This window comes from Roseicella frigidaeris, assembly GCF_003258945.1.
Classification (GTDB): Bacteria; Pseudomonadota; Alphaproteobacteria; order Acetobacterales; family Acetobacteraceae; genus Paracraurococcus; species Paracraurococcus frigidaeris.
The window spans coordinates 26,732-40,667 of record NZ_QLIX01000018.1 but is presented as its reverse complement, the minus strand read 5'-3'; the positions used below and the strand labels follow the sequence as shown (position 1 = coordinate 40,667).

General features: G+C 74.2%; 13 protein-coding genes. 11 read left to right on the top strand and 2 right to left on the bottom strand.

All coding sequences use genetic code 11. The features are described 5' to 3' along the window. Positions 1-2: 2 nt before the first annotated feature. Positions 3-236, top strand: a complete 234-nt coding sequence (locus tag DOO78_RS19295) for an alpha amylase C-terminal domain-containing protein (protein WP_111471504.1) — start codon at positions 3-5, stop codon at positions 234-236. A 216-nt stretch (positions 237-452) separates the two neighbouring features. Here the strand turns inward: DOO78_RS19295 and DOO78_RS19290 are convergent, their stop codons facing one another. Next, positions 453-2,792, bottom strand: coding sequence for a xanthine dehydrogenase family protein molybdopterin-binding subunit (locus DOO78_RS19290; protein ID WP_207802976.1), 2,340 nt, complete (start codon positions 2,790-2,792; stop codon positions 453-455). A 140-nt stretch (positions 2,793-2,932) separates the two neighbouring features. Between DOO78_RS19290 and DOO78_RS19285 the strand changes: the two genes are divergently transcribed. The 9 genes from DOO78_RS19285 (at position 2,933) to DOO78_RS19245 (ending at position 11,638) form a co-directional block, all read left to right on the top strand. Beyond that, positions 2,933-3,712 (top strand): fumarylacetoacetate hydrolase family protein, encoded by a 780-nt coding sequence (locus DOO78_RS19285; RefSeq protein WP_111471502.1) that lies wholly within the window; start codon positions 2,933-2,935, stop codon positions 3,710-3,712. 3 nt (positions 3,713-3,715) lie between these two features. Further along, entirely contained in the window at positions 3,716-4,945 is a 1,230-nt protein-coding gene (locus tag DOO78_RS19280) for an MFS transporter (RefSeq protein ID WP_111471501.1), read from the top strand. A gap of 245 nt (positions 4,946-5,190) precedes the next feature. Then, positions 5,191-6,615: a PepSY-associated TM helix domain-containing protein gene (locus DOO78_RS19275; protein ID WP_111471500.1), complete on the top strand. Its 1,425-nt coding sequence runs from the start codon at positions 5,191-5,193 to the stop codon at positions 6,613-6,615. Next, on the top strand, positions 6,612-7,304 hold the full coding sequence (locus DOO78_RS19270; RefSeq protein WP_111471499.1) for a MotA/TolQ/ExbB proton channel family protein: 693 nt from the start codon (positions 6,612-6,614) through the stop codon (positions 7,302-7,304). The genes DOO78_RS19275 and DOO78_RS19270 overlap by 4 nt, the downstream gene beginning before the upstream one ends. A gap of 6 nt (positions 7,305-7,310) precedes the next feature. Further along, positions 7,311-7,742 (top strand): biopolymer transporter ExbD, encoded by a 432-nt coding sequence (locus DOO78_RS19265; RefSeq protein WP_111471498.1) that lies wholly within the window; start codon positions 7,311-7,313, stop codon positions 7,740-7,742. Between the two features lie 4 nt (positions 7,743-7,746). Next, a complete protein-coding gene (locus tag DOO78_RS19260; RefSeq protein WP_111471497.1) occupies positions 7,747-8,571 on the top strand; it encodes an energy transducer TonB in 825 nt (274 codons plus the stop codon). Between the two features lie 416 nt (positions 8,572-8,987). Then, on the top strand, positions 8,988-9,950 hold the full coding sequence (locus DOO78_RS19255; protein ID WP_111471496.1) for a transglutaminase family protein: 963 nt from the start codon (positions 8,988-8,990) through the stop codon (positions 9,948-9,950). 27 nt (positions 9,951-9,977) lie between these two features. Next, a complete protein-coding gene (locus tag DOO78_RS19250) occupies positions 9,978-10,898 on the top strand; it encodes a transglutaminase-like domain-containing protein (protein WP_111471495.1) in 921 nt (306 codons plus the stop codon). A gap of 5 nt (positions 10,899-10,903) precedes the next feature. Further along, positions 10,904-11,638: an N-formylglutamate amidohydrolase gene (locus DOO78_RS19245; RefSeq protein ID WP_207802975.1), complete on the top strand. Its 735-nt coding sequence runs from the start codon at positions 10,904-10,906 to the stop codon at positions 11,636-11,638. Between the two features lie 70 nt (positions 11,639-11,708). Here DOO78_RS19245 and DOO78_RS19240 read toward each other — a convergent pair whose 3' ends face one another. Further along, positions 11,709-12,545 carry a transporter substrate-binding domain-containing protein gene (locus tag DOO78_RS19240; protein WP_243634615.1) on the bottom strand — a complete coding sequence of 279 codons (837 nt, stop codon included), beginning with the start codon at positions 12,543-12,545 and terminating at the stop codon, positions 11,709-11,711. A gap of 151 nt (positions 12,546-12,696) precedes the next feature. On the opposite strand from DOO78_RS19240, the gene DOO78_RS19235 reads away from it, so the two are divergent. Then, positions 12,697-13,857: a phytanoyl-CoA dioxygenase family protein gene (locus tag DOO78_RS19235; RefSeq protein WP_111471493.1), complete on the top strand. Its 1,161-nt coding sequence runs from the start codon at positions 12,697-12,699 to the stop codon at positions 13,855-13,857. The last annotated feature ends 79 nt before the right edge of the window (positions 13,858-13,936 follow it).

The window sequence follows — 13,936 nt, the reverse complement described above, 5'->3', positions numbered from 1 at the left end:
TGATGTTCAAGCATCTTGTCGTCGCCACCAACCTGCATCCGGGCCAGCCGCACTATTTCGTCGGCTACAAGGATGACGGCGAGTACACGGAAGTCATCTGGACCAACGACAGCTGGCAGGCCCGCTGGTTCGATGCGCCGGACGCGCAGACCGAGGCCAAGCTCCTGGCGATGCTCTGCCCCACCTACAGGATCGAGGCGCAGCAGGTGAGCAACGCCGGCGCGGCGGGCGGCTAGACCGCGATCCGCTCACCCCGGTTCGCGGAGCATGGTCGGTCCCGGTGTTTGGTCACGTGTGTCACGCCTTCGCGTGATCCCATCTCAGGCGATCACGCTCCAGAGCGGATCCCGATCGGCTGGCGCCGCCCGCTCCCCGCACCACCGCTGCGCGGCGTCGCGGGGAGCGGGGCGGTCACCAGGCGGCCATCAGGTTCCTGGGGCCCATCCGCGGGATCAGGCGCCCCCCGGGTGCAGCAGCGCCCAGACCCGCGGCGGGGTCAACGGCATCTGCAGGCGATCCGCCGCCGCCGCATGGCCGCCCCGCGCCAGCGCATCCGCCACCGCATTCACCAGCGCCGGCGTCGCGCCGATGGTGCCGAGCTCGCCCACGCCCTTCACCCCGAGCGGGTTGGTGGTGCAGGGGATGCTCTGGTCGAGCGCCGTCACGTAGCCGGCGATCATGTCGGCCCGAGGCATGGCGTAGTCCATGAAGCTCGCCGAGAGCGGCTGCCCCGAGTCGGGATCGTAGATGATCTGCTCGCAGAGCGCCTGGCCGAGCCCCTGCAGCGCGCCGCCGGCGATCTGCCCCTCGACGATCAGCGGGTTCACCACCCGCCCGGCATCGTTGGCCGAGACGTAGGAGAGGATCTCCACCTCGCCGGTATCGGGATCGATCTCCACCTCGCAGACATGCGTGCCGTTCGGCCAGGTGGGGCCGCCCACGGTGCTGGACGAATCGATGAAGATCCGGCCGTCGGGCTGCTGCGCCGCCAGCTCGAACAGCCCGATGCCGCGATCCGTGCCGGCGACCTGGATGCGGCCCTCGCGGTATTCGAGATCGACCGCCGCGGCCTCCAGCGCCTCCGAGGCGAGGTCCTTCGCCCGGTCCACCGTCCGGTCGGCGGCGACCTTCACGGCCGAGCCGGCGGTGAAGAGGGAGCGCGAGCCGGCGCTGCCGAAGCCGCTGCCGCGGTCGCTGTCGCCGAACACCACGCGGATCCGCTCGATCGGCACGCCGAAGACGTCGACCGCGAGCTGGGCGTAGGAGGTGGCGATGCCCTGGCCCATGGCCTGGGTGGTGGCATAGACCTCGATCTCGCCCTCGCCCTTCACCGCGACCGTCACCCGCTCCTCGAAGGCGTTGCCGCCGGTCCATTCGAGGAAGGTGGCGATCCCCCGGCCGCGCAGCCTGCCGCGGGCGCGGGACTGCTCGGCGCGGGCCGCGAAGCCGTCCCAGTCGGCCAGCTTCAGGCCCTGCTCCATCACCTGGCCGAAGCGGCCGCTGTCATAGGTCTGGCCCATGGCGTTGGTGTAGGGCATCAGCGCCGGGTCGATCAGGTTGCGCCGCCTGAGCTCGGCGGGGTCGAGCCGCATCTGCCGCGCCGCCGCGTCCATCAGCCGCTCGATCAGGTAGATCGCCTCCGGCCGGCCGGCGCCGCGATAGGGGCCGGTCGGCGCGGTGTTGGTCATCAGCGCGGTGAATTGCAGGTCGATGGTGCGGATGTCGTAGATGCTGGTCGAGACCCAGGGCCCGATGAGGAGCTGGATGGCCACCCCCGGGTTGCGCGGATAGGCGCCCATATTGGCCAGCGTCCGCACCCGGAAGGCGAGCACCTTGCCCTCGGCATCGAGGGCGAGCTCGGCGCGGCTCTCGGTGTCGCGGCCGTGCAGCGCCGAGAGGAAGTCGTCGAGCCGCGTCGCCGCCCATTTCACCGGCCGGCCGAGCCGCTTCGCCGCGAAGGCGACCACCGCGTCCTCCGGGTAGATCCCGGTCTTCATGCCGAAGCCGCCGCCGACATCCCCGACCAGCACGCGCACCTTCTCGGCCGGGATGCCGAGCACCTCGTCGGCGATCGAGTCGCGCGCCGAGGAGGGCATCTGCGTGCTCATCCGCACCGTGATCCGCTCGCTCGCCGCGTCGTATTCGGCGAGCACCACGCGCGGCTCCATGGAGACCGGGGCGAGGCGCTGGTTCACCAGGTCGAGCGAGACCACATGCGCCGCCGCCTGGAAGCCGGCCTCGGCGGCGGCCGCGTCGCCGTAGCGCGTCTCCGCCACCAGGTTGCCCGGTGCCGCCTCCCAGACCAGCGGCGCGCCCGGCGCCGCGGCCTCGGCCAGGCCGACCACGGCGGGCAGCTCCTCATACTCCACCAGCACCGCCTCGGCGCCGTCGCGGGCCGCGGCCAGCGTCTCGGCGATGATCGCCGCCACCGGCTCGCCGACGAAGCGCACATGGCCCTGGGCGAGCACCGGCCGCGGCGGCGCGGTCAGCGCCCCGCCATCCGGCCGCTTGAAGGGCAGGGTGACGAGCATCGGCTTGGCGCCGGCCGCCGCCAGGTCGTCGCCGGTGATGACGGCGAGGACGCCGGGCAGCGCCAGGGCCGGGGCGGGGTCGATCGAGAGGATGCGCGCATGCGCCTGCGGCGCGCGGAGGAAGACCAGATGCGTCTGGCCGTCCGGCGCGACGTCGTCGGTGAAGCGCCCGGCCCCGCTCAGCAGCGCCCGGTCCTCGATCCGCCGCACCGCCCGGCCGCTGCCGAAGCGGCCCATGCCCTGGTCCATGCCGTCTGCCACGATCGTCGTCCTCCTGCCGTATCGGCAGAGTAGGGCGGAAGCCGGCGGCGCGGAAATCTCCCCTCGCCGCGGTGGGGGGGCTTCATCCCGGCGGCATCCGCGGCCATGCTGCGGACGGGGCAGGAAGGGGACGCCGGGTGATGGCCGGGACTGGCACGCAACAGGCAGCCGAACGGGCCGCCGACAGGCTGGTGGCGGTGCGCCGGGGCGGCGCGCCCATCGCCGGGCTCGGCGCCGACGCGCCGCGCGACGCGGCGGGCGCCTTCGCAATCCAGGCAGCCGTGCTGCAGCGGCTCGGCGCCAGGGCCGGCGGCTGGAAATGCGCCGCGCCGCCGGGCAAGCCGCCCTCCGCCGCCATGCTCGATGCCGCCGGCATCCGCAAGGCGACGGGGCCGGAGCCGCTGCGCTGGCCGGTGCCGCCGGGCGGCCGGATCGGCATCGAGACCGAGATCGCCTTCCGCCTCGGCCGCGACCTGCCGCCGCGCGACACGCCCTATTCCCCGGCCGAGGTGGAGGAGGCGATCGCCGCCGCCTTCCCGGCGATCGAGCTGGTGACCAGCCGCTACGCCGATCCCGGCGCGGTCTCGCCGCTCGAGGCGATGGCCGACAGCATCGCCCATGCCGGGCTGGCGTTCGGTCGCGACGTGCCGCACTGGCGCGAGCTGGAGCTGCGATCCCTCACCGTCCGCCAGACCTGCGGCGGGGCGGTGCAGGTGGAGAAGCCGGGCGGCAACCCCTCCGGCGATCCCCTCACGCCGCTGGTCTGGCTGGCCAATTTCCTGCCGACGGTGGGGCTGCGGCTGGAGGCCGGGCAGGTCGTCACGACCGGGAGCTGCACCGGCCTGATCTATGTCGATGGCGGCCAGCGCGTCACCGGCGGCTTCGCGGGCTTCGGCGAGGTGGCGGTCGAGCTCGGCTGAGCCATGCCATCGGACAGGGTCGAGGCGCGCCGGCCGGCCAGTCCCGCCGCCGCGCCCGTTGCCGCGCCGCGGCTGGTGGCGGCGCTGGCGGCGGTCGTGGCGATGAACCTGCCGCTCGGCACCGTCTATGCGTACAGCGTCTTCCTCCGCCCGCTCGAGGCGGTGCTCGGCCTCGGCCGGGCCTCGCTCTCCTTCGTCTTCGGCCTGGCGATCCTCTGCTTCACGCTGGGGATGAATTTCGGACCGCTGCTCTACCGGCGGGCGCCGGCGCCCTGGCTGCTGGCCGGCGCCGGCGCCCTCTCCGCCGCCGGCATGGCGGTGGCGGCGCTGGCCGAGGGGCTGGGGCAGCTCGCCCTCGGCTATGGCGTGCTCTTCGGCCTCGGCGGCGGCGTCGCCTATGTGGTGCTGCTGCAGGGCATGAACCTGATGCTGGTGCGCCGCCGCGGGCTGGCGAACGGCTTCATGGTCAGCCTCTACCCGCTCGGCGCCATGATCGGCGCGCCGGTCTTCGGCTGGGCCATCGGGCAATGGGGGCTGCGGGCGACGCTCGGCGGCCTCGCCGCGACGCTCGCCCTGGCGACGCTGCTGGCGGCGCTGCTGGCCGCCCTCTCCGGCATGCGCCTCGCCCCGCCCGCCGGCGCCGCGGCGGGGCCGGCGCCGGCCCGGCGCCTGGCGATCTTCCTCCGCCTCTGGCTGGTCTTCTTCCTCGCCGCCGCCGCCGGGCTGACGGTGCTCGGCCAGGCGGCCGGGATGGTCGAGGCCTATGGCGGCAGCACCCTGCTCGCCCTCTCGGCGACGACGGCGATCACCGGCTGCGTCGCCGGGGCGCGGATCGGCGGCGGCTGGCTGGCCGACCGCTTCGCGGCCGCGCGGGTGCTGATGGCGGCGCATGCGCTGGCGCTGGCGGCCGATGCGCTGCTGCTGCTCTTCCCCGGGCCGCTGCTGGCGGTCGGCGCGCTGGCGACGATCGGCCTGGGCTACGGGCTGGTCAGCGGCAGCACCGCGGCGGCGATCGGCGTCTATTGGGGCGCGGCGCAGTATGGCCGGCTGGCCGGGCGGCTCTACGCCGCCTGGTGCCTCGCCGCCATCACCCTGCCGGTGGTGGCCGGCCGGCTCTATGACCTCAGGGGCGATTACGCGGCGGTGATCCTCATCGCCGCCTGCGGCAACCTGCTCGGGCTGCTGGTCGCGGCGAGCCTGCCGGGGCGCGCCGAAGGGGCGAGCGGGACGTAGCAAACTCGCGACCGGGCGCAACGGCATGGCTGCCACCCGCTTTGCAATCTTGCGAGTCATTTGCAACTGCGATAGCGCCTGCCCTTGCAATATCGCAGCGCACCAACCCGCCGGACGAAGACTGCCGTGATACAGCGCCACCCTGTCCCCGACGGGCAGCCGGGCCATGGCCGGGCTCGCCCCCTTGCCGCCGTTCCGGCCAGGCCGGCCACGGGTTGGCAGCCCTGCCGTGGCGGGGCCGGCGCATGAGCGCCGCCATCCGCCACTGGCTCCTCCTCGGGCATCGCTGGGCCGGGCTGCTGCTTGGCCTCGTCCTGCTGCTCATCGGGGTGACCGGCAGCATCCTCTCCTTCCAGCGCGAGATCGAGGCGGCGCTGAACCCGGCGCTGTTCCGCGCCAGCGGCCCGGCCGATCCCGCCATCACGGCGAGCGCCGTGCAGCGCATCGTCGAGGCGCGCGGCCGGCAGGTCGGCACCATCCGGCCGCCGGACGAGGTCTGGCCGGTCTGGGTGGTCTCCCCGGCCCGCGGCCCGGGGGGCGGTGGCCCCGGCGGCGGTGGACAAGGCGGCGGTGGCCAGGGCGGCGGCAATCCAGGGGGAGGGGCCCCGGGGGGCAACGTCCCTGGGGGTGGCGTCCCTGGGGGCAATGCTCCCGGGGGCAATGGTCCGGCAGGCAATGGCCCCGGCGGCGGCGCGGGCGGTGGCCCGGGTGGCGGCGCGCCTGGTGCCGGCAGCGCCCCCGGCGGTGGTCCCGCCAGCGCGGCCAATGCCGGCGCCCGGCCCGCCGCCGCGGGTGCCGGCGCCCCGTCGCTGACGCTCTACATCGATCCGGCGACCGGCGCCGTGCTCGGCGAGCGCGACACCCGCAACGGCTTCATCAGCATCACCCGGCAGCTGCACGAGAACCTGCTGCTGCGCGAATGGTCGGGCCGCGAGATCGTCGGCTGGCTCGGCGTGCTCACCATCCTCTTCTGCGTCACCGGCATCTGGGTCTGGTGGCCGCGCGACGGCGCCTTCGGCCGGGCGCTGGTGCAGATCCGCAAGCGGCCCTCGGTGGTCCTCAACCTCGACCTGCACCGCGTCATCGGCATCTGGATGGCGATCGTGCTGCTGGTGGTCTCGGTCTCGGGCGTCGCCATCATCTTCCCCGGCTGGTTCCGCCCGCTGCTCGGCATCAGCGCCCCGGCCGGCGGCGGGCCCTTCGGCCAGGCGACGCAGCCGGCGCAGCCGCCGCGGCGCGAGCCGATGCGCGTCGATGCCGATGCCGCGGTCGCCGCCGCGCTCGCCCATCTGCCCGGCCAGGTCGTCACCGGCATCACGCCGCCGACCCGGCAGCGCCAGGTCTGGACCCTGACGCTGCGCCCCGAGAGCACCGACCCGGAGGTGCGGGCCCGCACCTTCCTCACCATCGATCCCTGGAGCGGCTCGGTGCTCGAGGAGCGGGGCCCGCGCACCCGCAGCCTGGCCGAGGAGACGCTCGCCCTGCAGCGCTGGCTGCATGGCGGCGCCGTGCTCGGCATGCCCGGCCGCCTCCTCGTCTTCCTCTCCGGCCTCGCCATGCTGGTGCTCTTCGTCACCGGCCTCGCCGCCTGGCTGCTCCGCCGCCGCAACCGGCGACGCACCCGGCGCCGCGCCGAACAGGCCGTCGCCCTTTCCGGAAAGACCGCATGAACCCCGCCGCCCCCACCCCCGTCGCGCCGCCCGACCTCTCGCCGCTCACCCTCATCCTGCACGCCGACCCGATCGTGCAGGGGGTGATCGCGCTGCTGCTGCTCGCCTCGGTCGCCTGCTGGGCCATCATCCTGGAGAAGGCGGTGACCTTCCGCCGCCTCGCCGGGGAGGCGCGCCGCCTCGCCGCGGGCGGGACCGAGGCCAAGGCGGAGGGCGACGGCCTCGTCGCCGCCACGCTGCGCGCCGGCCAGGCGGAATGGCGCGAGGGCCGCGACCCGGCCGAGACCGCCGGCGAGTTCCGCGCCCGGCTGGAGCACGCCATGCGGGCCGCGATCGGCGCCACGCTGCGCCGCGCCGAGCCGGGCCTGCCGCTGCTGGCGACCATCGGCTCGGTCAGCCCCTTCGTCGGCCTCTTCGGCACGGTCTGGGGCATCATGCACAGCTTCGCCGGCATCGCGGCGCAGCAGGACACCAGCCTCGCCACCGTCGCCCCCGGCATCGCCGAGGCGCTCTTCGCCACCGCGATCGGCCTCGTCGCCGCCATCCCGGCGACCATCGCCTACAACCGCTGCACGACCAAGCTGCACCGCATCCGGCAGGAGGCGATGGCGGCCGCCTCGGCGCTGGCGCTGCGCCTCGCCCGCCGGCCGGCGGTGGTCGCCGGCGGCCGCAACGCCGCGCTGGGCTGAGCCGCCATGGCGATGCTCCTGCCAGGCGGCGGCGGCGAGGATGACGACGCGCATCCCGTCTCCGACATCAACGTCACGCCGCTGGTCGACGTGATGCTGGTGCTGCTGGTGATCTTCATGGTCACCGCGCCCATGCTGACCGCCGGCATCCAGGTGGACGTGCCGCGCGCCGCGGCCGCCCGCCTCACGCCGCCCGAGCCGCCGCTCGAGCTCGGGATGACGCGCGAGGGCCAGATCTTCCTCGGCAAGGAGGAGGTCGAGGAGGCGGCGCTGCCGCAGCGCCTCGCCGCCATGCATGCCGAGACGCCGGACCGGGCGGTGCATCTGCGCGCCGACCGCGGCATCGAGTATGGCGAGGTGCTGCGCGTCATGGGTCTGGTGCAGCAGGCCGGCATCCAGCGCGTGGCGCTGGTCTCCCGGCCCGAGACGGCGCGCTAGGGCCATGGCCGCGATCGGAATGGCCCTCGGCGCCGCCCGGGACGACGCCCGGGATGACGGGCCGGCGCCGCAGCAGGCGCGCGGCTCGGGCCGCAACCTGGCCTGGATCGGCTCCATCGCCCTGCATCTCGCCGCCGGCGCGGCGCTGATCTTCATCAAGCCGCCGCCGCCGCTGCCGCCCGAGCAGGTCATCACGCTCGAGATGCCGCTGGCCGAGGATGCCAGCCCCGAGCCCGAGGCGCTGCCCGAGCCGGTCGCCGCGCCGGTGGAGCCGCCGCCGGCCGAGCCGCCGCCCATGGAGCCACCGCCCGAGCCGGTCGCCGAGCCGCCGCCGGAACCGCCGCCCGAGCCGGTGCCGGAGCAGGTGGTGGCGGACCTGCCGGCGCCGCCGCCGATGCCGCCGCCGCCCGTGCCGCCGCGGCGGCCGCCGACGCCGCGCCCGGTCGCCCAGACCCCGGCGCCCGCCGCCCCGGCCGTGGCCTCGGCGCCGCCGGTCGAGGCCCCGGCCCCCACGCCGGCGGCGCGCGTCAGCGCCGCGGCGCCCTCGGCGAGCTACATCTCGCGCCTCTTCGCCGCGCTGGAGCGGCACAAGAGCTACCCGCAGGAGGCGCGGCTGCGCCGGATCCAGGGCATCGCCCTGCTGCGCTTCAGCATGCGCCGCGACGGCAGCGTGACGGCGTTCCGGCTGCTGCGCAGCGCCGGCGACCCCAGCCTCGACGAGGCCGTGCTGGCGATGATCCAGCGCGCCTCGCCGCTGCCGGCGCCGCCCGACGACCTGCCGGGCGATCCGGTCGAGCTCAGCGTGCCGATCCGCTTCAGCCTGCGCTGAGCCGGGCGGCGCAGGCAAGAAAGCCCACCGGACGGAGCGTCCGGTGGGCAGTTGACTTGAGGGAACGGGAGGACGGGCAGATCGCCCGATGCCCTCTCTAGGGCCGACGCCACCCCGGCCGCTGTGCCGCGGCGCACAAGGCCGGCACCGCGGCGGCGGGGCTTTTGCTGCACCGCCCGCGAACTTTCCGCTTCCTGTCCGGTTCTCCTGGCGTCACGCCCCGGGGCGATGCGGGGAGGCCGCGCGGCGCGCGCATGCCGCGGGCGATGTTTCCCCTCGTCATGGAAGTTTCCGGGCTGCTAGACCATGATCCGTTCACGCGGGTTCACGGACCATGGTCTAGCGCGCTGTTTGGTCGCGTGATTCACGCCTGTGGTGAGTCCACCTCAGGCGATCGCGCTCTAGGTCTGCCCGTCATGCCGATCCTCAAGGTCCGTCACGTCACCACCTACCGCTACCGGCAGCCGGTCGGCTTCGGGGAGCACCGCATGATGCTGCGGCCGCGGGAGGGGCACGACCAGCGGTTGTTCGAGGCGCATCTCGACATCACGCCGGCCCCCACCACGCTGCGCTGGCTGCACGACGTCTTCGGCAACAGTGTCGCCATCGCACGCTTTTCCGGCCGGGCGCGGGAGCTGCGCTTCGAGAGCGTGGTGCGCCTCGACCACCATCCGCTGAACGCCCTCGATTTCCAGATCGAGGATTACGCGAGCACCTATCCCTTCTCCTACGGCATGGAGGAGATCCCCGACCTCGCCCGGTCCATCGAGCGGCACTATCCGGATCCCGAGCGGCAGGTGGACCGCTGGGCGCGGCGCTTCCTGCGCCGCGACGGGCCGACCGGCACCCTGCCGCTGCTCGAGGCGATGACGCATGCCATCCGGCGCGAGCTCACCTACATCCCCCGCCACGAGCGCGGCATCCAGGACCCGGTGAAGACCCTGAAGCTCGGCAGCGGCACCTGCCGGGACTTCGCCGTGCTGATGATGGAGGCCGCGCGCTCCCTCGGCCTCGCGGCGCGCTTCGTCTCCGGCTACCTCTACAGCCCGGGCCATGATAGCGAGGGCCGGGCCGGGCCGGGCCATGTCGGGGGCGGCAACACCCATGCCTGGGTGCGCGTCTACCTGCCCGGCGCCGGCTGGGTGGAGTTCGACCCGACCAACGGCATCGTCGGCAACCGCGACCTCATCCGCGTCGCCATCGCGCGCGATCCGTCGCAGGCCCTGCCGCTGCACGGCACCTGGTTCGGCTTCCCGGCGGACAGCCTCGGCATGACGGTCGAGGTCTCCGTCACCTGCGAGCCCGCGCCCGGGAGCCCCGCAACCGCGAGCAAGGCGGCGCCGGAGCCGCCGGCGCGCTCCCGCGTCCTCACGCCCTGAGGGCGGCACCGAGAAGGAGACAGCGCCGTGCAGATCCGCGCAGGCTTCGAGATCGCCTATGACTGCCCGCAGCCGACGCCCATGCTCCTCACGCTCAGCGTGCATCCCTCGCGGCTGCCGGACGTGATCGGGCCGCACGGCATCGGCTTCGACCGGCCGGTCGACGCCACCGACTACCGCGACGGCTTCGGCAACATCGTCACCCGCATCCTGGCGCCGCCGGGGCGCCTGACCATGGCGGCGGAGTTCCTGGTGCAGGACCCCGGCACGCCGGATGCGGTGGCGCCGGAGGCGATGCAGCACGCGGTGCAGGACCTGCCGGACGAGGCGCTCGTCTTCCTCCTCGGCAGCCGCTACTGCGACACCGACCGTCTGTCCGACACGGCCTGGTCGCTCTTCGGCGGCACGCCGCCGGGCTGGGCGCGGGTGCAGGCGATCTGCGACTACGTGCACGACCGCATCGCCTTCGGCTACGAATTCGCCGACCCGACGCGGACCGCCTCCGGCGCGCATGCCGAGCGGCGCGGCGTCTGCCGCGACTTCGCGCATCTGGCCGTCGCGCTCTGCCGCTGCATGAACATCCCGGCGCGCTACTGCACCGGCTATCTCGGCGATATCGGCGTGCCGCCGGTCGACTACCCGATGGATTTCAGCGCCTGGTTCGAGGCCTATCTCGGCGGCCGCTGGTACACCTTCGACGCCCGGCACAACACGCCGCGGATCGGCCGCATCCTGGTGGCGCGCGGGCGCGACGCCACCGATGTCGCCATCACCACCAGCTTCGGGCCCTGCATCCTGGCCGGCTTCCGCGTCATCACCGACGAGGTGCCGCCGCCGCCGGCGCAGGACTGGCCGGCCTCGCCGCATGACGATGCCTCGGCCCTCGCCGATGGGCCGGCCTCGCTGGCGCAGTCGCTCTCCGACGATCGCGGGCAGCCGCACGGATGAGCGGGATGCCGGCCCCTGTCACGCTGTGCAATGCCGGGGGCGGCTCGCCCGTCCTGCTGCTCTGCGAGCACGCCTCGAACCACATCCCGCCCGAATACCGCGACCTCGGCCTGCCGGCCGCCGAGCTGCAGCGCCACATCGCCTATGACATCGGCGCCGCCGAGCTCGCCCGCCGGCTCTCCGCGCGGCTCGACGCGCCGCTCCTCCTCGCCGGCTATTCCCGGCTGCTGATCGACCTGAACCGGCCGCTCGCCGCACCCTCCAGCATCCCGGAGATCAGCGAGGCGACGGTGATCCCGGGCAACCGGGGCATCGACGCCGCGGAACGGGCACGCCGCCAGGCCGCCTGGTTCGTGCCCTTCCACGACTGCGTCGCGGCCCTGCTCGATGCCCGGATCGCCGCGGGGCAGCGGACCGTCGTCATCGGCGTGCACAGCTTCACGCCGGTCTATCTCGGCCAGCGCCGGCCCTGGCATGCCGGCATCCTCTATGGCGAGGCGCGCGGGTTCGGCACCGCCCTGGTGCGGGCCCTCGCCGCCGAGCCCGGCCTCGTCATCGGCGACAACGAGCCCTACCGCATCGAGGCGGCGATGGACTACACGGTGCCGGTGCATGGCGATGCCCGCGGCCTGGATGCGGTGCTGCTGGAGGTGCGGCAGGACCTGCTGGGCGATGCGGCGGGCTGGGACGCCTGGGCCGATCGCCTCGCCCGGGCGCTGCGCCAGGCCATCCCTCGCTGATGCGGCCAGGCTGATGCGGCCAGGCTGATGCGGCCGGGGCCGGTGGACGGGCCCCCGGCGCCGCCGGGTCTTAGGCGGCCGGCGCCACCGAGAGGCCGCGCACCTTGTGCGCCTCGATCAGCCGCGCGACCAGGCCGGAGGATTTCGCCTCCTCGACGAAGCCGCGCAGGAATTCGGCCCCGGCGGCATTCTCCCGCGCCGTGCCGATCGCCTGCTGCACCGCCATGAACTGCCCGTCCAGGATGCGCGCGCCCGGCAGCGCCTCGACATCGGAGATCAGGCCCGGCCGCAGCCCCGCATAGACCTCGAGCTTGTTGTCGAGGAAGTGGCGGAAGGCCGCCGCGCCGCCGCCCGGGATCAGCACCAGCTCGGCCTGCTTGATGTTGCGCTCGAGCCAGAGCGTGTAGGCGGCGCCGGCGCTGCTGCAGATGCGCAGGCCCTTGCGGTCCACCTGGTCCATGGCGGTGATCGGCGAGCCGGGCGGCACCAGATAGGTCGCCTCGATCTCGCAATAGGCGGCGGTGAAGGCGATCTTCGCCGCGCGCTGCGGCTCGGCGCCGATCAGCGCGATGTCCCAGGCGCCGGTGCCGGCGGCATCGGCGATCTCGTTCGGCCGCGCGAAGGGGACGAGCTGCACCCGCACGCCGAGCCGCTCGGCGATCGCGCGCGCCATGTCGGGCGAGACGCCGTCCGGCTCGCCCGCCGGCGTGCGGCCGGTGACGAGCAGGAAATTGCCGAGATTGATGCCGGCGCGCAGCACGCCGGTCGGGGCGAGTTGGGAGGTGATCTCGGGGGACATGCGCGGCGTTCCGTTGCGGTGGGCCTGCGCCCGGGCGGGGCGGCAGGCGGGCAGGGACGGAAGGAGGGCGGCCATCAGCGCGGCCGGCAGGTCGCGTCGCCTCGCCATGCCCGTCTCCTCCCGTCGAGGGCGGGATTAGACCGCCCCGCCCCGGTCCCGGCAAGGCGTCCGGGCGCGGCTTGGTCGGTCGATTGTCACCGGCCGCGCCGCCGACCTATGCTGCCCGCGCCATCCCGCGCGACGGCAGGAGGGAAACGCCATGAACAAGCCGGTGACCCAGCTCGGCGTCGATTACGGCCCGGAAGAGGCCGCGATGCAGGCCTATCTGCGCCAGGGCGAGGCGCGCGCCTTTGCCCTCGGCAATCGCGGGCCGCTCCGCCTCGGCCCCGACGGCCGCATCCATCCCGAGATCCTCGAGGCCTATTGGCGCTGCGGCTTCTACGTCTTCGAGGGCGTGCTGGGCGCGGCGGAGCTGGCCGATATCGAGGCCGACATCCACGCCATCCTCGACCGCCTGCCGGTGGAACGCGGCGCGGCGGTGGATGCGCAGGGCCGCCCGGCGCTCGCCGCCGACTGCAAGGCGCCGACGCTGTTCTGGGCGAAGCCGCTTGGCGACCCGATGGGCGGCACGGCGGCGGCGAACGGCCGCCATCCGGTGAAGATGTTCGAGCCCAAGGCCTCCTCCGACGCGCCGCGCGAGATCGTCTACCTCATCCTCGGCTCGCTGCAATTCTCCGAGGCGCATCTGCGCGTCTATGGCCATCCCGGGCTGCTCGCCATGGCGGCGGCGGTGAACGGCGACGACTTCGTGCCCTTCAACGAGGCGCTCTTCATCAAGGAGCCGGGGCGCGGCGCCTCGGTCGCCTGGCACCAGGACGGCGTCACCCACTGGAACAGCCCGGACTGGGACGAGGGCACGCATGGCTTCAACTTCATGGCCCAGCTCTATGGCTGCACCCCGGCCAACGGCGTCTGGGTGGTGCCCGGCTCGCACAAGCTCGGCAAGGTCGACATCAAGGCGCGGATCGCCGCGGCGGGGACGGAGCGGCTGCCGGATGCGGTGCCGATCGTCTGCAAGCCGGGCGACGTCGCCATCACCAACCGCCAGACCGTGCACGGCTCCTTCGCCAATACCAGCCCGAACTGGCGGGTGACGCTGAACTTCGGCTTCCACCGCCGCCGCTCGGTCCTCGGCGTCGAGGCCGGCGGCGTGCACAATGCGCGCGCGGTCTACGACGCGGCGCGGATCCGCGAGCGGGCGCGGGTGATCGGCTACGGCATCGATGCCCGCCGCCAGCGCTTCCCCGAGGAGACGCCCTATCTCTACCGCCCGCATGCCGAGGCCGGCGAGACCTGGCGCTGGGACGCGGCGGCGAAGGCGGGGATGCGGGACTACAACCTGCTCGACCTGAGCATCTGATGCCGACGGCATAGAGGGCTTCGGTCATGCCGGGGGCCCGGACGGGCGCCGCGCCCAGGGGCGCGACGGCCCGGGCGAA